19 protein-coding genes are annotated in these 20,594 nt (G+C 39.7%); all 19 read left to right on the forward strand.

Going from position 1 to position 20,594, the window contains the following annotated elements; genetic code table 11:
- The first annotated feature begins 119 nt into the window (after positions 1-119).
- Entirely contained in the window at positions 120-3,680 is a 3,561-nt protein-coding gene (gene smc / locus IMZ31_RS08375; RefSeq protein WP_207530063.1) for a chromosome segregation protein SMC, read from the forward strand.
- A 25-nt stretch (positions 3,681-3,705) separates the two neighbouring features.
- Positions 3,706-4,968 (forward strand): signal recognition particle-docking protein FtsY, encoded by a 1,263-nt coding sequence (gene ftsY / locus IMZ31_RS08380; RefSeq protein ID WP_207530064.1) that lies wholly within the window; start codon positions 3,706-3,708, stop codon positions 4,966-4,968.
- An 87-nt stretch (positions 4,969-5,055) separates the two neighbouring features.
- Positions 5,056-5,379 carry a putative DNA-binding protein gene (locus IMZ31_RS08385; protein WP_207530065.1) on the forward strand — a complete coding sequence of 108 codons (324 nt, stop codon included), beginning with the start codon at positions 5,056-5,058 and terminating at the stop codon, positions 5,377-5,379.
- Positions 5,380-5,392: 13 nt separating this feature from the next.
- Positions 5,393-6,739 carry a signal recognition particle protein gene (gene ffh, locus IMZ31_RS08390; protein ID WP_036778632.1) on the forward strand — a complete coding sequence of 449 codons (1,347 nt, stop codon included), beginning with the start codon at positions 5,393-5,395 and terminating at the stop codon, positions 6,737-6,739.
- 537 nt (positions 6,740-7,276) lie between these two features.
- On the forward strand, positions 7,277-7,549 hold the full coding sequence (gene rpsP, locus IMZ31_RS08395) for a 30S ribosomal protein S16 (RefSeq protein WP_036778634.1): 273 nt from the start codon (positions 7,277-7,279) through the stop codon (positions 7,547-7,549).
- 14 nt (positions 7,550-7,563) lie between these two features.
- Positions 7,564-7,791, forward strand: a complete 228-nt coding sequence (locus IMZ31_RS08400) for a KH domain-containing protein (protein WP_207530066.1) — start codon at positions 7,564-7,566, stop codon at positions 7,789-7,791.
- A gap of 122 nt (positions 7,792-7,913) precedes the next feature.
- Positions 7,914-8,303, forward strand: coding sequence for a YlqD family protein (locus IMZ31_RS08405; protein ID WP_207530067.1), 390 nt, complete (start codon positions 7,914-7,916; stop codon positions 8,301-8,303).
- Between the two features lie 9 nt (positions 8,304-8,312).
- Positions 8,313-8,834, forward strand: a complete 522-nt coding sequence (rimM, locus tag IMZ31_RS08410) for a ribosome maturation factor RimM (RefSeq protein ID WP_207530068.1) — start codon at positions 8,313-8,315, stop codon at positions 8,832-8,834.
- Positions 8,834-9,565: a tRNA (guanosine(37)-N1)-methyltransferase TrmD gene (gene trmD, locus IMZ31_RS08415; RefSeq protein WP_207530069.1), complete on the forward strand. Its 732-nt coding sequence runs from the start codon at positions 8,834-8,836 to the stop codon at positions 9,563-9,565. Before rimM ends, trmD begins: the two co-directional genes overlap by 1 nt.
- A gap of 133 nt (positions 9,566-9,698) precedes the next feature.
- Positions 9,699-10,043: a 50S ribosomal protein L19 gene (rplS, locus tag IMZ31_RS08420; RefSeq protein WP_207530070.1), complete on the forward strand. Its 345-nt coding sequence runs from the start codon at positions 9,699-9,701 to the stop codon at positions 10,041-10,043.
- Positions 10,044-10,138: 95 nt separating this feature from the next.
- Positions 10,139-10,696, forward strand: a complete 558-nt coding sequence (lepB, locus tag IMZ31_RS08425; RefSeq protein WP_207530071.1) for a signal peptidase I — start codon at positions 10,139-10,141, stop codon at positions 10,694-10,696.
- A 15-nt stretch (positions 10,697-10,711) separates the two neighbouring features.
- The gene (ylqF, locus tag IMZ31_RS08430) at positions 10,712-11,566 is read left to right on the forward strand and encodes a ribosome biogenesis GTPase YlqF (RefSeq protein WP_207530072.1); all 855 of its coding nucleotides are present in this window, start codon (positions 10,712-10,714) and stop codon (positions 11,564-11,566) included.
- Positions 11,567-11,679: 113 nt separating this feature from the next.
- The gene (locus IMZ31_RS08435; protein WP_207530073.1) at positions 11,680-12,459 is read left to right on the forward strand and encodes a ribonuclease HII; all 780 of its coding nucleotides are present in this window, start codon (positions 11,680-11,682) and stop codon (positions 12,457-12,459) included.
- Positions 12,460-12,475: 16 nt separating this feature from the next.
- On the forward strand, positions 12,476-14,323 hold the full coding sequence (locus tag IMZ31_RS08440) for a hypothetical protein (protein WP_207530074.1): 1,848 nt from the start codon (positions 12,476-12,478) through the stop codon (positions 14,321-14,323).
- A complete protein-coding gene (locus IMZ31_RS08445) occupies positions 14,320-14,595 on the forward strand; it encodes an EscU/YscU/HrcU family type III secretion system export apparatus switch protein (protein WP_207530075.1) in 276 nt (91 codons plus the stop codon). Before IMZ31_RS08440 ends, IMZ31_RS08445 begins: the two co-directional genes overlap by 4 nt.
- Before the next feature lie 330 nt (positions 14,596-14,925).
- The gene (gene sucC / locus IMZ31_RS08450; protein ID WP_207530076.1) at positions 14,926-16,086 is read left to right on the forward strand and encodes an ADP-forming succinate--CoA ligase subunit beta; all 1,161 of its coding nucleotides are present in this window, start codon (positions 14,926-14,928) and stop codon (positions 16,084-16,086) included.
- A gap of 16 nt (positions 16,087-16,102) precedes the next feature.
- Positions 16,103-17,005 carry a succinate--CoA ligase subunit alpha gene (gene sucD, locus IMZ31_RS08455; protein ID WP_188656008.1) on the forward strand — a complete coding sequence of 301 codons (903 nt, stop codon included), beginning with the start codon at positions 16,103-16,105 and terminating at the stop codon, positions 17,003-17,005.
- A 314-nt stretch (positions 17,006-17,319) separates the two neighbouring features.
- A complete protein-coding gene (gene dprA / locus IMZ31_RS08460; RefSeq protein WP_242705681.1) occupies positions 17,320-17,967 on the forward strand; it encodes a DNA-processing protein DprA in 648 nt (215 codons plus the stop codon).
- 175 nt (positions 17,968-18,142) lie between these two features.
- Positions 18,143-20,224, forward strand: a complete 2,082-nt coding sequence (topA, locus tag IMZ31_RS08465) for a type I DNA topoisomerase (RefSeq protein WP_207530078.1) — start codon at positions 18,143-18,145, stop codon at positions 20,222-20,224.
- Positions 20,225-20,594 lie beyond the last annotated feature (370 nt).

Consider the following 20,594-nt stretch of genomic DNA (forward strand, 5'->3'; position numbering starts at 1 on the left):
TTTCATTACTAGAATGCTTTCTTCTAACACCTTATAGTTTATGATAAAATAAATGAGTTGAAATTGAAATTATTCATCGCAGAAATACAAAAAATAGTTTTACATAGGAGGAAGTTAACATGTTCCTCAAACGTTTAGATACAGTAGGATTTAAATCGTTTGCCGAACGGATTACTGTAGATTTTGTGCCAGGCGTCACCTCAGTAGTAGGTCCGAACGGAAGCGGGAAAAGTAATATCACAGATGCCATAAGATGGGTGCTAGGTGAGCAATCAGCTAGATCTCTTCGTGGCTCTAAAATGGAGGATATTATTTTTCAGGGTAGTGATTCCCGTAAACCGCTTAATTTTGCAGAAGTTACATTAACGCTCGATAATGAAGACCACACACTTCCTCTTGATTATCAGGAAGTTTCCGTCACGCGAAGAGTGTATAGGTCTGGAGAAAGTGAGTTTCTAATTAATAAACAAGCATGTCGTTTAAAAGATATCATTGACTTGTTTATGGATTCCGGCCTAGGTAGGGAAGCTTTCTCTATTATCTCACAGGGAAAAGTAGAAGAGATTTTAAGCTCAAAAGCCGAAGAGCGCAGGGCCATCTTTGAAGAGGCTGCTGGTGTTCTTAAATATAAGAAGCGTAAACAAAAAGCCGAGTACAAATTAGCAGAAACACAAGAAAACTTGAACCGGGTAGAAGATATTATTTATGAGATAGAAGGGCAATTAGAGCCGTTAAAAGAACAAGCGGCTATTGCAAAAGACTACCTCGAGAAGAAAGAAGAGCTTGAGAATTATGAAGTTTCTCTAATGGTAGCAGAAATTGAGACTATACACGCAGATTGGGAAGCATTGTTGAAAGATTTAGAAACTCAAAAAGCTCGGGAACAAGAATTGCGTGTGCTCACTTCTAATCAAGAAGCAAATGTGGAAGAAGAGCGAAACGAAATGAAGGCCTTAGATGACTCTATTGAAGAGTTGCAAGAAGCTTTATTAGTTTTGACACAGGAGCTTGAAAACCTAGAAGGAAAGAAAGAGTTATTTAGTGAACGTCAGAAACACTACACCGAAAACCGCTCCAAACTGGAAGAGGATGTTACCAAACTTCAGGATCGTGAAGAAACTGTTCAAGGACAATACGACGAAGAGCAGTCTAAGTTAGATCGTGTCACATCCCAAGCGAATACGACTAAAGAAAAGTTAAACAAGGTTTGGGAACAATTGAATCAATTGGATAGCAATCAGGAAGAAAAAATAGAAAGCTTAAAGAGTGATTATATTGAACAGCTTAATGAGCAGGCTGCCAAACGTAACGAACGTCAGTCTGTAAGCCAACAACTAGAGCAGTTTGATGTGAGAACGACTCGTCTTGAAGGGAAATTTAAAGACCTTATTGATGACCGCGATGCTATCCAAAAACAAAAAGGCACTTTAGAACAAGAACTTGAGACGGTTACAGCTAAACGAACAGAACAAGAGCAAAGCTTAAACCGTGTTAAGACAGAGCTTGAACATGAGGAGAAGGAATATCAGGAGAAGCAATCTAAACTTTATCAGGGCTATCAACATTTAGAGAAATTACGTTCTAAAAAAGAAATGCTTGAAGACTTAAAAGAAGATTTTGCAGGTTTTTTCCAAGGGGTAAAAGAAGTCTTAAAAGCACGTGAGTCTGGTGAACTAAAAGGCGTTAAAGGTGCCGTTGCTGAACTCATTGATATCCCGAAAAATTATGTGACAGCTATTGAAACGACGCTTGGTGGAGCCGCACAGCATGTTGTGATGGAAGATGAAGCTACTGCTCGTAAGACTATTAACTGGTTAAAACAAACGAACAGAGGTAGAGCTACGTTCTTGCCACTACCTACGATCCAACCAAAATATATTCCTTCAGAAAAGTTAAATATAGCTAAAGGAATAAATGGTTTTGTTGGGGTAGCTTCTGAGCTCGTGCAATATGAAGAGCACTTCTCTAAAGCCATTCAACACCTTATGGGACATGTAATCATAGCAGAGTCATTAAAGGATGCCAATGAGATCGCAAAAGCAACTGGAAGGCGTTTCCGCGTTGTGACATTGGAAGGGGATGTAGTAAACCCTGGTGGTTCCATGACAGGTGGCGCGCAGAAAAAGAGTAACCAGTCGCTGTTTACAAGAGACCAAGAGCTACAGGAGTTACAAGAAAAGTTAACTCAATTTGAGCAAAGAAGCGCACAATATGAGCAAACAGTTAAGGACTTAAAAGAGAAAATTAAAGAGAAGAAAGAAAAACGCTCGACTTTACAACAGCAACTTGAATCATCAAGGCTTGAAGAACAAGCAAGCAGGGGACGCTTGAGGGAACTTGAATTACAAGAACAAAATTTAAACGATCAGCTCTCCCTTTATGACCAAGACAAAGCTCAATTTGATGATGACCGATCTTCTCTACAAGAGCGGAATAAGAAATTAACAACTGAACTAGAAACGATTGAAGAGAATCTAATCATCATTCAGAAAGATATTGATCAGCTAACAGAGCAGCAAACGACTCAAAAAGCAAGTTATGATCAACTTCAACAAGAATTAAATCAATTGCAAATTGAACATGCAGAGCAGCAAACACAAGTGAAAAACCAGCAGGAAAAAACAGAAGCTCTTCTCGTTCAATTAGAAGAAGTTCAGTCTTCCAAGCAAGAACAACAATCTCAGCTTGACCAGTTAAAAGATATTGCTGAGTCTAAAGAAACAGAAGAAGAGATTGACGCTCAAATTGAAGCAAAACGAAATCAAAAAGAAACAAATAGCGAACTAATACGAACTAGGCGTGAGGAGCGCACCAACCGCTCTCAAAAGATAAATGAAATCGAGGTTGAGTTAAAAGAGAACAAACGGGTGTACCAATCCTTGGTACAAGACATCCAGGATAAAGAGGTTAAAGCCAACCGTCTTGATGTGGAGCTTGAAAATCGACTTGAACACCTCAGGACCGAATATATGCTTTCTTACGAGAAGGCAAAAGCGACTTACCCTGAAGTAGAAGATATCGATGCCACGAAGAGACAAGTAAAGCTTATTCGTCTGGCTATTGATGAATTAGGTACCGTTAATATAGGGGCCATTGAAGAATATGATCGCATTAAAGAACGTCACACCTTCTTAACAGATCAGCAAACAGACTTGCTAGAGGCGAAAGATACGTTGTTTGGTGTGATTTCCGAGATGGATGGAGAGATGGAGCGTCGCTTTGAGAGTACGTTCGTTCAAATCCGGGAAGAGTTCACTCATGTCTTTAAAGATCTCTTTGGAGGTGGCAGGGCTGACCTTAGAATGACTGACCCTGACAATATTTTAGAGACAGGGATTGAAATTGTAGCACAACCTCCAGGTAAGAAGTTGCAGCATTTAGGGTTGTTATCTGGTGGAGAACGTGCACTAACAGCAATCGCTCTTCTGTTTGCAATCCTTCAAGTGCGCCCTGTTCCATTCTGTGTACTCGATGAAGTAGAAGCAGCACTTGATGAAGCAAATGTAACCCGGTTTGCTCAATATTTAAAACGTTTTAGTGCTAAAACACAGTTTATTGTCATCACTCACAGAAAAGGGACGATGGAAGAATCGGATGTCTTATATGGGGTAACGATGCAAGAGTCTGGTGTCTCAAAACTTGTCTCTGTTCGTTTGGAAGAGACTAAGGAATTAATATAACGTTCTTAGAAAGGAAGTAGGTAAAATGGGATTTTTTAAGAAGTTAAAAGAGAAATTTGTAAAAGAAGATGAGCATGTACAGGACGATTCTAGTAAAAGAGAAGACGTAGACAATCTTAAAGACGACCCTGATAAAGATGAGCAACAAGAACTTTCTACCTCGACCGAAGAAGATGAAGTAAAAGAAGACTTCACTGAGACAACTTCTGAAGAGGTTGTTGAAGAACAACCTAAAGAGGAAGAGGTTGTTGAAGCAACCCCTGTAGAAGAACAAGAAGTACAACAAGAAGTACATGAAGAAGTACAAGAAGAAATAGCAGAAGAAGTAGAAGAAAAAGAGAGCATTTCAACGAAGTTTAAAAAGGGGTTAGAGAAAACTCGTAACTCTTTTGCAACTAAAGTAAATGACCTTGTTGCACGTTATCGTACAGTTGATGAAGATTTCTTCGAAGAACTAGAAGAAATCCTTATTTCTGCTGATGTTGGTGTAAACACAGTTATGCATTTAATCGATGAATTAAAGATGGAAGTGAAGCGCCGGAACATTAAAGATACCCGTGAGGTGCGAGAAGTCATTTCAGAAAAACTTGTCGACATCTATTATGGAAATGATGACGAAGAAATTGAAGAGATTACGTTTAATCAAGACGGGCTTACTGTTCTCCTTTTCGTTGGGGTAAATGGTGTAGGGAAAACAACAACAATTGGTAAGATGGCTCACAGACTTAAACAACAAGGAAAGAATGTTGTTATGGCTGCAGGTGATACATTCCGCGCAGGTGCGATTGAGCAGCTTGAAGTGTGGGGTGATCGTGTGGGTGTGCCTGTTATTCGTCATAGTGAAGGAAGTGACCCGGCTGCAGTTATTTATGATGGCATTCAGTCGGCGAAATCTAAGGGAGCAGATGTACTATTGTGTGACACAGCTGGTCGTCTGCAAAACAAAGTTAACTTAATGAACGAACTATCCAAAGTAAAGCGTGTAATTGAACGTGAAATACCAGGTGCTCCTCATGAATCGTTACTTGTTCTTGATGCCACTACAGGCCAAAATGCCTTGAGTCAAGCAAAGACCTTCTCGGAAGCGACGAATGTTTCCGGTATTGTGCTGACAAAGCTTGATGGTACCGCTAAAGGTGGTATTGTTATGGCGATACGGAATGAATTAGATATACCAGTTAAGTTCGTAGGACTAGGCGAAAAGGTGACAGATCTTCAATCCTTTGATGCCCATGCTTTCGTTTATGGCCTATTTGCTGATATGCTTGAAGAGTCAGAACAAGAATAATTCATCGGGATAAACTTGACAGATCACACCTTTATTTTGTACTATTTGTATATGTAAAGGCATTTCACTTAACAAGGAGTGCTTACTTTGCTTGAGAAAACAACACGCATGAACTATTTGTTTGATTTTTACCAAGAATTACTGACAGATAAACAGCGAAGTTATATGGAGTACTATTACCTTGAAGATTATTCTTTAGGGGAGATCTCTGAAACATTCAATGTAAGTCGTCAGGCTGTATATGACAATATTAAACGAACAGAAACTATGCTTGAAGAATACGAACAGAAGTTAGACTTATACGATCGTTTTGAAAAGCGACAAAGGTTGTTGAAGCAATTGAAAGATTCCGTTCAGAAAGGGTCTGATGACGCGTTAGAAATCATTGAGACCCTTGAGAACTTAGATTAGGAGGGCGGCTTATATGGCATTCGAAGGTTTAGCCGACCGACTGCAGAATTCGATCCAAAAGATCAAAGGCAAAGGTAAGGTAACCGAAGCAGATGTAAAAGAAATGACCCGTGAAGTCCGCCTTGCGCTTCTTGAAGCGGACGTTAACTTCAAAGTTGTAAAAGACTTTGTGAAACGCGTAAAAGAACGTGCGGTTGGACAAGAAGTTATGCAGAGTTTAACTCCAGGTCAACAAGTGATTAAAGTTGTGAAAGAAGAGTTAACTGATCTTATGGGAGGAGACCAGAGCAAAATTGCTGTGGCCAATCGCCCACCAACAGTTATTATGATGGTAGGTCTTCAAGGTGCTGGTAAAACAACCACTACAGGTAAACTTGCTAATCATCTTCGGAAAAACCACAATAGGAATCCTTTATTAGTAGCAGCTGACGTTTACCGTCCTGCTGCAATTAACCAGTTAGAGACGCTTGGTACTCAGCTTAATATGCCTGTTTTCTCAAAAGGAACAGAGGCAAACCCAGTAGACATTGCTAATGAAGCAATTGCTCAAGCAAAAGAGAATCATAATGACTATGTTATTATTGATACAGCTGGTCGTCTTCATATTGACGAGAATCTTATGGGTGAGTTGAAAGAAATTCACTCAAACGTGAATCCAGATGAAGTTTTCCTAGTTGTTGATGCGATGACAGGTCAAGATGCTGTCAACGTAGCAGAATCCTTTAATGAGCAGCTAGACGTTAGTGGAGTAGTCCTAACTAAGTTAGATGGTGACACCCGTGGTGGTGCTGCGCTATCAATCAAAGCTGTAACAGACAAACCAATTAAGTTTGCCGGTATGGGTGAGAAACTTGATCAGCTAGAAGCGTTCCACCCTGAACGCATGGCATCTCGTATCTTAGGGATGGGAGACGTGCTAACGTTAATTGAAAAAGCCCAATCTGAAGTGAATGAAGACCAGGCGAAAGAGCTTGAGCAAAAAATGCGCGACGCCTCCTTCACATTGGACGACTTCTTAGAACAAATGGGCCAAGTTCGTAATATGGGACCACTCGATGAACTAATCGGCATGATCCCAGGCGCTGATAAAATGAAAGGTTTGAAGAATGCTAACATAGATGAGAAGCAATTAAATCACATCGAAGCAATCATTCAATCCATGACCAAAGCCGAACGAAACGATCCAAGTATTATGAACGCAAGTCGTAAAAAACGAATTGCCAAAGGCTCCGGCCGAAACGTATCCGAAGTGAACCGTTTATTAAAACAGTTCAACGACATGAAGAAAATGATGAAGCAGATGACGAATCAAAAAGGTAAAAAAGGTAAAGGCGGCGGATTTAAATTACCGTTTATGTAAAACGAAAAGCGCAGGCGGGGTGAACAGGAGCGTACGGATAAGCAAGCGACTGGAAGTGACGTTAGTCACTGCAAGTCGATTGCTTATCGCGCTAGCTCCTCCCCGCCGGAGCTGGACATCTGGAAAAGCGCAGGCGGGGTGAACAGGGCCGTACGGATAAGCAAAATGCCGGAAGTGGCGATTAGCCACTGCAGGTAGGTTGCTTATCGCGCTAGGCCCTAACCGTTGGAGCTGGACTGTGGTCGAAGCGGTTTAATAACAAGGCTTAATAGAGACAAAGTTCATTAAAGGTGTTATATTGGCTCAAATAAGCAGGTGGAGTTCGACTAAGGCCGCCACGTCCTGTGGCAACGTCGAACTGACCCACCTCGTGTGGGCCCCCGTACGGTTCTGACCAAACTGTTTCCGCTTTTTATCTCTCGCTTACACTTTTATTAATATGTAATGCAAAACCCCTTTACACACTCGCAGTTCTCTGCTAAAATCTAAAATTGTGTTAAGTAAAAATAAGCATTTGAAAATATGGAGGTATTTAATATGGCAGTAAAAATTCGCCTAAAGCGCATGGGTTCTAAGCGTAACCCATTCTATCGTATAGTAGTAGCAGATTCTCGTTCCCCACGTGATGGTCGTTTCATCGAAGAGATCGGAACGTACAACCCAACAGCTAACCCAACAGAGGTTACTGTAAATGAAGAAAAAGCTCTTAACTGGATGACAGAAGGTGCTAAGCCATCTGACACAGTTCGCAACTTGTTCTCAACACAAGGTCTTATGGAAAAGTTTCACGCACAAAAAACTCAAAAGTAAAGTAGTGTGATAACGTGAAAGCCTTAATTGAAACCATTGTACGTCCACTAGTTGATCATCCAGATGATGTTGCCGTTACAGAGCAAGAAGAAGAGCGTAAACTTACGTATCACTTATCTGTTCACAAAGATGATGTCGGCAAGGTAATTGGTAGACACGGACGAGTGGCTAAGGCCATCCGAACGGTTGTATATGCGGCAGGATCGAATTCCAAGAAGCGAATTTATTTAGATATTATGTAAAAAGGGAGAGGGGCCACCTTTCCCTTTTTTACTAGGTTAAACTTTTTCATGTAACTTGCTCTTCTTATAACCAAATCACTTTATGTATGGAAGAGTCGTTTACGATTATAGGAGCGAATATGATGAATATCATCAAACGTGTATCAGTAAAACGAGTTCTTACAGAAACAAGTAAAGAGACACTGCAGCAAGAGTTTGAAACAAGGAAAGCGAGACTTGATGAAGAGTGTCAGCAACTTTCCTTTGAAAAAAGAAAAATTGAAGTAAAACAAAATGTCTCTCGTGAAGAAGTAGCAAAGCGTTTTAATCGAGAAATCGATAAAAGAAAAGAAAAAATTCGGTGGCTTGAATATCAACTCGAACAACTAGAAATCCTACCATTAGGCAGTGAAATAGAAGATGGGGAAGTAGAATCCATTGTAGACCTAAAAGTAGGGGATATATGGGACGAACAAATGAACCAGGGCGCGATTGTTGTTCAAGATGGTAAAGTAATCCGGATTGATAAATAGGTGATGTGAATGGATAAAGAATTATATACAATAGGTAAGGTTGTGAACACACACGGCGTACGCGGTGAAATTCGCGTAATTCAAGTTACAGATTTTGAAGACCGTTTTGAACCAGGAAATGAAGTATACTGGGTTCCGCAGTCAAAGCAAGAAGAACCCCTTCTATTAACGATTAAAGGTCATCGTATGCATAAATCCTTTCACCTTCTTCATTTTGAGGAGTATAGTTCATTAAATGAGGTTGAATCGTTAAAAGGTGGTACATTAGCGATCACGAAAGAGCAACAAACTCCTCTGGATGAAGGAGAATTTTATTACCATGAGATTATCGGTTGTTCCGTTCAAACAACTGAAGAGGATGTTGTGGGAACCGTGAAAGAAATTTTAAGTCCTGGTGGAAATGATGTTTGGGTCGTAAAGCGTCCTCAGAAAAAGGATGCCTTAATTCCTTATATCGAACAAGTTGTAAAAGAAATAGACATCCACAACAAAACGATTACAATTGAACCTATGGAAGGGCTGCTAGACTAATGCATATTGATATTTTGACTTTGTTCCCTGAAATGTTCAGTGGGGTACTCAATACATCTATTATGAAAAAAGCTCAAGACTTAGATGCATTTTCATATGAGACTGTTAACTTTCGAGATTATACCGAAAGTAAACATTTAAAGGTGGATGACACCCCTTACGGAGGGGGAGCTGGTATGGTTTTATCTCCTCAGCCGATCTTTGACGCAGTAGATGCCATTAAAGATAAGCAAGGGAAAAAGCCAAGAGTCATTCTTATGTGCCCACAAGGGGAGCCTCACTCTCAAGCTAAGGCAGAAGAGTTAGCTCAGGAAGATCATTTAATCTTCTTATGTGGCCATTATGAAGGTTATGATGAGCGAATTCGGGAGCATGTTGTAACAGATGAGATCTCTATAGGGGATTATGTGTTAACCGGTGGTGAGCTAGGGGCTATGGTTGTCATGGATAGTGTCGTACGCTTGTTGCCTGGTGTACTAGGGAACGCATCATCAGCACCTGAAGATTCCTTCTCAAATGGGTTATTAGAACACCCTCACTACACGAGGCCTCGTGATTTCCGTAGCATGCAAGTACCTGAGGTGTTATTCTCAGGCAATCATGCAAAGATTGATGAATGGAGACATAAACAGTCTTTAAAGAGAACCTATGAGAGGCGTAAAGATCTCATTGAACAACGCTCATTAACCGATCAAGAAAAACAATGGATAAATGAATGGCAGGATGATTAAAAGCATATTGCATCATTGTTGTAATTATGCTATATTAAAACTTGTGCTTAGGCGTTGAGCTTAAGTCTAATTACGATGTTCCGCTACCAGGTAAATCCAGGTAAGAGCATTGGTGAAGAAGGAGTGAAACAGGATGCAAAATCTAATCCAAGAAATTACTAAAGAACAGCTACGCGAGGATCTTCCACGTTTCAAAGCTGGTGACACTGTAAAAGTTCACGTTAAAGTTGTTGAGGGAAGCCGCGAACGTATTCAGGTGTTTGAAGGTGTTGTAATTAAGCGCCGTGGCGGAGGCATCTCCGAAACATTCACTGTACGTAAAATTTCTTCTGGCGTTGGTGTTGAGCGTACGTTCCCAGTACATTCTCCACGCGTTGATAAACTTGAAGTTGTTCGTCGTGGTAAAGTACGTCGTGCTAAACTTTACTACCTACGTAACCTACGTGGTAAAGCTGCACGCATTAAAGAAATTCGCTAAGATGAACACGAAAGAAAGGAGCTTGTTTAGACAGGCTCCTTTTTGTTCTATAATGACTTATAACAGATGTTGTTTACATAGTGGAGGGAAGCTGGATGACGAAGAAAAGAAATGAATGGCTTGATTGGATAAAAGCGTTGATCGTTGCAGCCATTTTAGCAATTGTCATCCGCGTATTTTTATTTGCTCCAATCGTAGTGGACGGGCCATCTATGCTTCCGACGCTAGAAAATGGTGACCACATGATTGTGAATAAATTTAGTTACACTATTGGAAAACCAGAACGTTTTGATGTCGTTGTGTTTCATGCAACAGAAACGAAAGATTATATTAAACGAGTAATTGGCCTCCCGGGCGATCACATTGAATACCGGGATGATACTTTATATGTGAACGGAGAACCTGTAGAGGAAACGTTCTTAAAAGAAAGATTAGACCGACTTTCAGAGAATCAATCCTACACGTTTGATTTTCGATTACAAGATATAAAAGGGAACTATGAAACCATTCCTGAAGGGCATGTTCTATTACTTGGGGATAACCGAAATAACTCAACTGATAGCCGTATGCTTGGGCTGATCCCACTAGAGAGGATAGTAGGGGAAACCAGGTTTATTTATTGGCCAATGGAACGGTTTGGTTTTGTAGATTGATAAAGGATGATGACTATGACGATTCAATGGTTTCCAGGCCATATGGCTAAAGCCAAACGACAAGTAGAAGAGAAATTAAAGCTTGTTGACTTTGTCATTGAATTAGTAGATGCACGTGCACCATACTCTTCACAAAACCCAATGCTTCATCAAGTGCTTCAACAAAAGCCTAAGATGGTTCTTCTTATGAAGAGAGACTTAGCTGATGACGGGGTTACGAATAAGTGGATTAGTTGGTATAAAGAGCAAGACATCGAGGCAATAGCAGTAAATGTGGATGATCCAAAAGACGTACAGTATGTTATTCAAAAAGCTAAAGACATGGGTCAAGAAAAGCTTGAACGCCTAAAGAAAAAAGGAGTACGCCCTCGTCCCGCTCGAGCTATGATTATTGGAATTCCGAATGTTGGGAAGTCAACGCTTATTAACCGTTTGGCGAAAAAGAAGATTACTAAAACGGGTGATCGGCCAGGCGTTACGACGGCTCAACAATGGATTAAAGTGAAAAAAGACTTCGAGCTTCTAGATACGCCAGGAATACTTTGGCCGAAATTTGAAGAGGAAATCGTGGGCTATCGACTGGCTACGATTGGTACGATTAAAGATAATATTTTACCTATTCCAGACGTGGCAGCTTTCTTCATTCGCTTTTTACAAGAACATTATCCAAGCCTTTTGCAAGAACGCTTCGGAGTGACTGCTGACGTGGATGATATGGGTGAAGTATTTGATCATATCGGTACGAAGAGAGGCTGCTTAGAGAGCGGTGGAAATATTAATTATGACAAAGTGGCTGAGGTCATTATTCGAGATCTTCGTTCAGCTAAGATTGGCAGAGTTACTTTGGAAACACCAGATATGATACAATAAAAGATAAGGCTGACTTTCTCATGTTGAGGGTCAGCTTTTTGTATGGGAAAATAACAAATCCATTCTTAACAGATATAGATAGATAACCGATAAAAGAAGAAGCGAGGACAATCATGAGTAAAGAAACCATTGCAGAGATAAAGGAAAAACTTTTTGTAACAGGATGTACACCAAAAGAATTACAAGGTTTAGAATCTGATGAGCGTAAAGGTGTACAAAAGTTGGTTAAACAATATCACAAACAATTAGCAAGAAAACAAGCGCTCAAAGATCAATTTGAAGCTATGAAAACTTATGAGAATGCCTACAAGGGAAAAGGGAAAAAGCTAATCGCTGGAATTGATGAGGCGGGTCGAGGGCCTATAGCGGGTCCAGTAGTAGCGGCGGCAGTGATTTTACCTGATACATTCTATTTAGAAGGATTATATGATTCAAAAGCACTTTCAGAAAGCCAAAAGGACACGTTCTTTGACTATATAAAAGCTCATTCTATTTCATATGGAATTGGAATTGTCACAAGTGAAACGATTGATGATATTAACATCTATGAAGCTACTAAATTAGCTATGCATAGAGCAATTGCTCAGTTAAGCAAAGAGCCCGATCAACTGTTAATTGATGCTCTTCCTCTAACACATACAAATGCACCAGTAGATGCCTTCCCTAAAGGAGATCAGCGAAGCATTTCTATCGCAGCTGCGAGTGTGCTCGCAAAAGTTACAAGAGATCGTTATATGAATGATCTTCATCAATCTTATCCGGCGTACGAATTTAACCAGAACGCTGGTTATGGAACGAAAAATCATCTTCAAGCTTTAAAACAATATGGAGTCACGCCGTATCACAGGAGGTCGTTTGCACCGGTAAAGGAAGCTTCTTTAACATACCAATAAAGGGAGGGGGGAGAGTATGTCATCCTTAACGACTCCTCAATTGCTCAACCAACTTCGGTCATCAGCTGCTCTGAATCAACAATCGCAATCACTTCAACAAGGTAGTCTTGTCGGTGGTAAAGTATTAAAGTTATATCCTCAAGCAAGAGCGCTAATTCAGATTGGTGGAAGTCAAATGAATGCGCAGCTAGAAGCGTCCCTTTCTGTAAATGAAAGGTATGTATTTCAAGTTCAACAGACAAAACCCATGCTCCGCTTGAGAGTGATAGAAGAGGAGAATGGGAAAACGCTTCAATCTTCACCACAAGTGCTTCAACAATTAGGCATCTCTAGTCCCTCTAAAAGCCAAATGAACTTCGTGAGTGAACTGATCCAAAAGAATATTCCATTTACAAGACAAGATCTTAAAGAAGCCCTACAAATAATAGAGCAGTCAGGTTCTCGTTCAAGAGCATCTCAGGTGTTACTAGACATGTTTTCAAGAAATCTGCCAATTAAATCATCAGTGTTTCACGCTTTATACACTAGATACACAGATCCATCTTCATTGACGGCCTCTCTTCAATCTGCATTAAATGGTGTAGAAAACGTTGCGAATCAATCCCAAGCCTCTCTTGGTCATCAGTTACAACAAACTCTTGGAAGAGGAGGCTCTAGCTTACCGCTAGATCAGGCAATCATGAGAACACTTATGAACGCTCCTATAGGGGAACAAAAAAACGCTTTACAACTCTTGAAGCGAAGTGGACATGTATCTAACCAAATGTCGTTATCTCAACTTCAAGATCAGCTACCTATTAATGATTCTGACAAGTTGAAAAATCAGTTGGCTAGGTTGTTAGAGCAGCAACTTCCTGTTTCAAAAGGTACAAAGTCAGTAATCCATCAGTTTTCATCTATATTAAATAAATTAACAGATAAACAAGGGAACGTGGCTGAGCATATGCCACCCAAGCTTGAACAAGCCTTGAACCAACTTACTGAATCACTGAAAGGGTCAGGGGTGTGGTCATCTCTTAAAGTGGCATTAACGAATCAAGGAGCATCACAACAGTCTTTAAAAGCTCTCGAGTACCTTATAGGAAGTTCAAATCCAACTAAAGTACTGAACGAAAATCGCTCTTCTTTGAAAGAAGTTACAAACACTTTAAATCAAGTTATGAATCAGCAACTCTCTAAAGGGGAATCTGTAAAGCTCATAGAATGGCTAAGGCATGGGTTACAAGAACCGAATGAAATGGCTATGTCTATGAAAGATCAATTTTTAGTGAAGTTAAAAGCTTATACTCAACTCAGTGGAATTAATTATGAATATCAACTAGCAGAAAAAGGAGAAGCCCCATCCTTATCTTTAAAAGGAAGTATCCTCCAAGCTATGCAAGACCCCCTCTCTCCTATAGTAGAACGTTTGCAAAGAGTGTTGAATCATCTTAATGCTGCTCCAATTATGATGCAAGAATCCGAGCAATCCATCCAATTTAACGTACAGATGCCAGGAGAATGGTTTGGGATTGAGCAAGATGTGACAATGGATGTAGAGGGGAACAAGAAAGAAAATGGCGAAATTGATCCAGACTATTGTCACATTCTATTTTACCTTGATCTTCATTCTCTTAAAGAGACGGTTATTGATATGAGAATCCAACAACGTATTGTCCAACTTACCCTATTTACTGAAAAAAGTGGAGTTGAAGGTCTTATACAAGTGCTTAAGCCATCATTAGAAAAAGGTTTAGAACAATTGAATTATAAGCTATCTACTGTTCGACATAAGGAAATTAATCTTAAAGATTCTTCTGAAACCGCTACAAATAAAACAAATACACCGACTCGAAATACAGGAGGGTTTGATCAGACAATATGAGCGAATCTAACCAAAAAAGAGAAGCAGTTGCGTTAAGTTATGATGAAGAGCAATTCAACGCCCCAAAAGTTGTCGCTAAGGGAAAAGGTGATATTGCTGCGAACATTATTAATAAAGCAAATGATTACCGAGTTCCTATACAAGAAGACCCCACTCTTGTAAAGCTATTAGGAGAGCTTGATATTAATGAAAAGATACCGGAAGAATTGTATCAAGCCGTTGCCGAAGTATTTGCTTATGTTTATCAGCTCGATAAACAAATGAAGTCTTGAAGGTTTACTGCTTCCGTTACCTAACACATTTAAATCTTAACAAACGACTACTAAGCACTTAGATCAAAAACTGATTGTAAGTGCTTTTTTATTGTAAGCATCCTCTGAGGATCGTGTCTGCTATTCTAATGATCGTACGTCGTACATCAATGTACTTATAAAGATTGATATTTTTATGATGATATTTTTTTTAGCTTAAAACTCGAGATAATAGCGGATTTTGTCGGTATATTCTTAATTTTTTTGGAGATACTAGATGAATTTGTAGACAATTCACACATATTTTTTATACAATGGTCATGCAGTGACAATTTGATGGGAGGATGGAAGATGAACATTCATGAGTATCAAGGGAAAGAAATTTTACGTAGCTACGGCGTTGCCGTTCCAAGCGGAACAGTTGCATTTACTGTAGACGAAGCTGTAGAAGCCGCTAAAGGCTTAAGTACAGATGTATCTGTAGTAAAAGCACAAATCCATGCAGGGGGCCGCGGAAATGCTGGTGGTGTTAAAGTAGCCAAAAATATAGATGAAGTCCGTACATATGCTGAGGAAATTTTGGGCAAACAGCTTGTGACTCATCAAACGGGTCCTCAAGGGAAAGAAGTTAAGCGCTTACTCATTGAAGAAGGCTGTGATATTCAAAAAGAATATTACGTTGGTATTGTATTAGACCGTGCCACTTCTCGTGTAACGATGATGGCTTCAGAAGAAGGCGGTACTGAAATTGAAGAAGTAGCAGCTGAAACACCAGAGAAAATCTTCAAAGAAGTAATTGATCCTGTTACGGGTTTAATGCCTTATCAAGCACGTCGTTTGGCATTTAATATCAATATTCCAGACGAACTTCTAGGGAAAGCGGTTAAATTTATGATGGGTCTTTATCAAGTATTTGTTGAAAAAGATTGCTCTATTGCAGAGATTAACCCGCTTGTGACGACAGGAGACGGCCAAGTCATGGCGCTTGATGCGAAGTTAAACTTTGATGATAACGCTTTATATCGCCAAAAAGATGTATTTGAACTTCGTGATTTAGATGAAGAAGATCCAAAAGAAATCGAAGCTTCTCAATATGACCTAAGCTATATTGCTTTAGATGGTAATATTGGCTGTATGGTTAACGGTGCTGGTCTTGCGATGGCGACAATGGACACGATTAAGCACTACGGCGGAGAACCCGCTAACTTCCTTGACGTTGGGGGAGGCGCTACTACAGAAAAGGTAACAGAAGCTTTCAAAATCATTTTGTCCGACAACAGTGTGAAAGGGATTCTCGTTAATATCTTCGGCGGAATTATGAAGTGTGACGTCATCGCAGAAGGTGTCGTTGCGGCAACGAAAGAAGTTGGTCTTGAAATTCCACTTGTTGTTCGTCTTGAAGGAACAAACGTAGAACAAGGTAAGAAAATCCTTGATGAGTCAGGCCTAAACATTGTTGCATCCGAATCTATGGCCGAAGCAGCACAGAAAATCGTAGAATTAGTAAAATAAGAAAGGACGGACAAAAATGAGTGTATATATTAATAAAGATACAAAAGTCATTGTACAAGGTATTACAGGGTCTACTGCCCTTTTCCATACGAAACAAATGCTTGAATACGGTACCCAAATCGTAGGCGGCGTAACGCCGAAAAAAGGTGGTACTGAAGTAGAGGGAGTCCCTGTGTTCAACACTGTTGAAGAAGCTGTTGAAGAAACAGGCGCAACGGCATCTGTTGTATACGTACCAGCCGCATTTGCTGCTGATGCAATTATGGAAGCTGTTGATGCTGAGCTTGATCTTGTAATCTGTATTACAGAGCATATCCCTGTTATTGACATGGTAAAAGTGAAGCGTTATATGGAAGGGAAGAAAACACGCTTAGTAGGACCGAACTGTCCAGGTGTTATTACCCCAGAAGAATGTAAGATTGGTATTATGCCAGGATACATTCACAAAAAAGGACATATCGGCGTTGTTTCTAGAAGTGGAACATTAACATATGAAGCCGTACACCAACTTTCAGAGGCCGGTATTGGTCAGTCTACAGCTGTAGGGATTGGTGGAGACCCAGTGAATGGCACTGATTTTATCGATGTCTTGCAAGCTTTCCAGGATGATCCTGACACCTATGGAGTTATTATGATTGGTGAAATAGGTGGAACAGCTGAAGAAGAAGCTGCCCAATTTGTTAAAGACAACATGGATAAACCTGTCGTTGGCTTTATTGGAGGTCGCACAGCCCCTCCTGGTAAACGTATGGGACACGCAGGTGCCATTATTTCAGGCGGTAAAGGAACAGCAGAGGAAAAGATTAAAGTAATGAACGAGTGTGGCATACAAGTGGCTGAAACTCCTGCAGTTATGGGGGAAACGCTCATAAACGTGTTAAAAGAAAACAATATCTACGATAAATGTAAAACCCATTAAGATTTTAGGAAGGTGCTCCTAGTTGTAGGAGCACCTTTTTAAACGATCTCATATATGAAATGAAGGGACGTGTACGCTTGGAAGCAAGAACTTTAAGGTTAGCTCTTCTACATCAAACAAAAGGAGCAAGTCGTGTTTTGCTAAGGCAATTTCTTCAGTTTGATCCTTCTCTTGAGTTTGTTTTTTCACTCTCCTCAAAAGAACTTACTTCAAATTTTAAACTTTCCCCAAAAAGAGCTTCTACTTTTCTTACTCACCTCCACTCTGACTCTAACCGAAAGCAGCTCCTCACAAATTTATCAGAATGTGATTTAATGCCATTTTGGCATCCTAATTACCCTAGTTCATTAAGAAGCATTCCTGATGCTCCTTTACTTCTCTACGCAAAGGGGGATGTTAAGCTGTTGGGAAAGAATTCATACTTAAGTATAGTAGGAACTAGAAAGTGTTCAAATCTTGCCTTGGCTTCTGTGAAGAAGGTACTTCCTCCATTATTAAATGAAGAATTTGTTATAGTAAGCGGGATGGCTGAAGGGATTGATTCCTTTGCTCATGAGCTGACCGAAGAGTTGGGTGGAAAGACCATAGCTATATTAGGGTTTGGTTTTCAATATTGTTATCCTAAAGCAAACAAGCGACTAATGGAGACATTAGCTCATAAACATCTTCTCTTATCAGAATATGCTCCTCATATCCCCCCAAGAAAGTGGCATTTCCCTGAACGAAATAGAATTATAAGCGGCTTAAGTTTTGGCACCTTAGTTGTGGAAGCTAAAGAACGAAGCGGTACGTTAATAACAGTAGATCAAGCTTTAGAACAAGGAAGAGAAGTTTTTGCAATCCCTGGCTCTATATTGGATGATTTTTCCGGTGGATGTAACAAGATGATCCAAGATGGCGCGAAATTAGTACAAAATGCCTATGATATAGTAGAAGAATGGGAAGTTCAAAAGAGAAAATAGTGTCGAAAGCTGTCATAAAATCAATATTTTTCCGTTTCACTATTGGTTTTGTTTCTATAATTTGTTTGACAAATGAATAAGAAGTATTTAATAATAGGGAAGATTTAATTTAAAAACAAACGTTTACACATAAAATGAATAAAATAAAGAATAACCTCATCTAGGAGGATACTATATGGCAGATTATCTAGTTATCGTAGAATCACCAGCAAAAGCAAAAACAATAGAGAAATACTTAGGAAAAAAGTATACCGTAAAAGCGTCAATGGGGCATGTTATTGACTTACCCAAAAGTCAAATGGGTGTAAATGTAGAAGAAGGATATACCCCGAAATACATTACTATTCGAGGCAAAGGGCCTGTATTGAAAGAAATCAAAACAGCTGCTAAGAAAGCAAAGAAAGTCTATCTCGCAGCCGACCCCGATAGAGAAGGGGAAGCGATTGCCTGGCACTTAGCTCATAGCTTAAATATGGATGAGACATCTCAATGTCGTGTAGTATTTAATGAGATTACGAAAGATGCAATTAAGGAATCGTTTAAGCATCCTCGTACAATTGATATGGATCTTGTAAACGCGCAGCAAGCTAGAAGAGTTCTAGATCGATTAGTTGGTTACAACATCAGCCCGTTATTATGGAAAAAAGTCAAAAAAGGTCTTAGTGCAGGACGAGTACAGTCGGTAGCTGTAAAAATGATTATGGACCGGGAAAATGAAATTAAAAATTTCGAACCTGAAGAGTATTGGTCCATTGATGGGAACTTTATGAAAGATAATGAACAGTTTGAAGGTTCTTTTTATGGCATAGATGGTAAAAAACAAAAACTAGGATCTAGAGAAGATGTTGATAGGATTCTTTCTAAAATGAACGAGGAAGACTTCAATGTTGATAAAGTAAACAAAAGAGAACGTCGCCGTAACCCTGCTTCACCATTCACAACATCATCTTTACAACAAGAAGCAGCGCGAAAATTAAATTTCCGTGCTAAGAAAACAATGATGATGGCTCAACAATTATATGAAGGAATTCAACTTAGTAAAAAAGAGGGTACAGTTGGTTTGATTACTTATATGCGTACAGACTCAACTCGTATCTCCCAAACAGCTAAGGATGAAGCTGCTGGATATATTGAAGAGCAGTATGGAAAAGATTATCTTGGATCAGGTAGTCAAAAGAAATCACAGAAATCGCAAAATGCTCAAGATGCACACGAAGCGATTCGTCCAACTTCCTCTCTACGTACTCCAAAGGCAATGAAAGAATATTTGTCTAGAGATCAGTATCGCTTGTATAAATTAATCTGGGAGCGTTTTGTTGCTAGCCAAATGTCTCCTGCTGTTCTTGATACCATGACCGTTCACTTGTTAAATCAAGGCGTAGAGTTTAGAGCTACCGGTTCTAAAGTTAAATTTAAAGGGTTTATGAAAGTATATGTTGAAGGCAACGATGATAATAAGAAAGAAGAAGATAAGATGTTGCCAGATTTGGAAGAGGGCACTACAGTTAAAGCAGAGACCATTCAACCGAATCAGCACTTCACTCAGCCTCCACCGCGTTACACAGAAGCTCGTCTTGTACGTACATTAGAGGAGATGGGAATTGGACGTCCATCCACATACGCTCCTACCCTTGATACAATCCAAAGAAGAGGATATGTGAGTTTAGATAATAAGCGATTTGTACCTACTGAATTAGGGGAAATCGTGATTGAATTATTGAAAGAGTATTTCCCTGAAATCATTAACGTCGATTTCACTGTACAAATGGAAGGAAATCTAGATGCAGTTGAAGAGGGCAACAAAGAATGGGTTCAAATTATCGATGACTTTTATCAAGACTTTGAAAAGCGTTTAACAACTGCTGAGAAAGAAATGGAAGAGATCGAAATTAAAGATGAACCTGCAGGAATTGACTGCGAAGAATGTGGTCATGAAATGGTTTACAAAATGGGCCGCTATGGTAAGTTCCTTGCTTGTTCAAATTTCCCAGATTGCCGTAATACGAAGCCAATATTAAAAGAAATTGGTGTTAAATGCCCTCGATGTAAAGAGGGGAACGTCGTTGAACGTAAAAGTAAAAAGAAACGCACGTTCTATGGCTGTGATCGTTACCCAGAATGTGAGTTTATTTCATGGGATAAACCAATCAGTCGCCCATGTCCGAAATGTGAATCTATGTTAGTAGAGAAGAAAGCTAAAAAAGGAACACAAGTGCAGTGTTCTGAGTGTGACTATAAAGAAGAACTTCAGCAATAAGCATAAGGGGGCTATCCCCTTATGCTTTTATTTATGAGCAATATTCGTATACTCTCCGAATAAACGATTCCAGATAAGGGCAGCAATATGGAATACTCGAAACTGAGAGAATGTTTCGTTAGCTTTAGTTGAGTGTAAGGTGGGCCTGGAAAGCGAGTTGTCCCCGAGCAAGCCCAACACTCATCAAACACAACGGACCTCCCGGCTAAAATATAGCAACTTCCAGCCTTCCACATAAGAGTCTTATGATTATAATAGATCTTTTAATAGAATTTTTTGTAATTCTATTCCTTCCTTACAAACTGTTAAAAAATACTTAAAATAATTTTAATTGACACTAGTAGGTCATCAAGCTATAATCGTTGAGTGG

This window comes from Pontibacillus sp. ALD_SL1, assembly GCF_017355605.1.

Coding starts and splice junctions, on each gene's coding strand:
- smc (WP_207530063.1), top strand. CDS start 120: ATGTTCCTCAAACGTTTAGATACAGTAGGATTTAAATCGTTTGCCGAA.
- ftsY (WP_207530064.1), top strand. CDS start 3,706: ATGGGATTTTTTAAGAAGTTAAAAGAGAAATTTGTAAAAGAAGATGAG.
- ffh (WP_036778632.1), top strand. CDS start 5,393: ATGGCATTCGAAGGTTTAGCCGACCGACTGCAGAATTCGATCCAAAAG.
- rpsP (WP_036778634.1), top strand. CDS start 7,277: ATGGCAGTAAAAATTCGCCTAAAGCGCATGGGTTCTAAGCGTAACCCA.
- IMZ31_RS08405 (WP_207530067.1), top strand. CDS start 7,914: ATGAATATCATCAAACGTGTATCAGTAAAACGAGTTCTTACAGAAACA.
- rimM (WP_207530068.1), top strand. CDS start 8,313: ATGGATAAAGAATTATATACAATAGGTAAGGTTGTGAACACACACGGC.
- trmD (WP_207530069.1), top strand. CDS start 8,834: ATGCATATTGATATTTTGACTTTGTTCCCTGAAATGTTCAGTGGGGTA.
- rplS (WP_207530070.1), top strand. CDS start 9,699: ATGCAAAATCTAATCCAAGAAATTACTAAAGAACAGCTACGCGAGGAT.
- lepB (WP_207530071.1), top strand. CDS start 10,139: ATGACGAAGAAAAGAAATGAATGGCTTGATTGGATAAAAGCGTTGATC.
- ylqF (WP_207530072.1), top strand. CDS start 10,712: ATGACGATTCAATGGTTTCCAGGCCATATGGCTAAAGCCAAACGACAA.
- IMZ31_RS08435 (WP_207530073.1), top strand. CDS start 11,680: ATGAGTAAAGAAACCATTGCAGAGATAAAGGAAAAACTTTTTGTAACA.
- IMZ31_RS08440 (WP_207530074.1), top strand. CDS start 12,476: ATGTCATCCTTAACGACTCCTCAATTGCTCAACCAACTTCGGTCATCA.
- IMZ31_RS08445 (WP_207530075.1), top strand. CDS start 14,320: ATGAGCGAATCTAACCAAAAAAGAGAAGCAGTTGCGTTAAGTTATGAT.
- sucC (WP_207530076.1), top strand. CDS start 14,926: ATGAACATTCATGAGTATCAAGGGAAAGAAATTTTACGTAGCTACGGC.
- sucD (WP_188656008.1), top strand. CDS start 16,103: ATGAGTGTATATATTAATAAAGATACAAAAGTCATTGTACAAGGTATT.
- dprA (WP_242705681.1), top strand. CDS start 17,320: ATGCCATTTTGGCATCCTAATTACCCTAGTTCATTAAGAAGCATTCCT.
- topA (WP_207530078.1), top strand. CDS start 18,143: ATGGCAGATTATCTAGTTATCGTAGAATCACCAGCAAAAGCAAAAACA.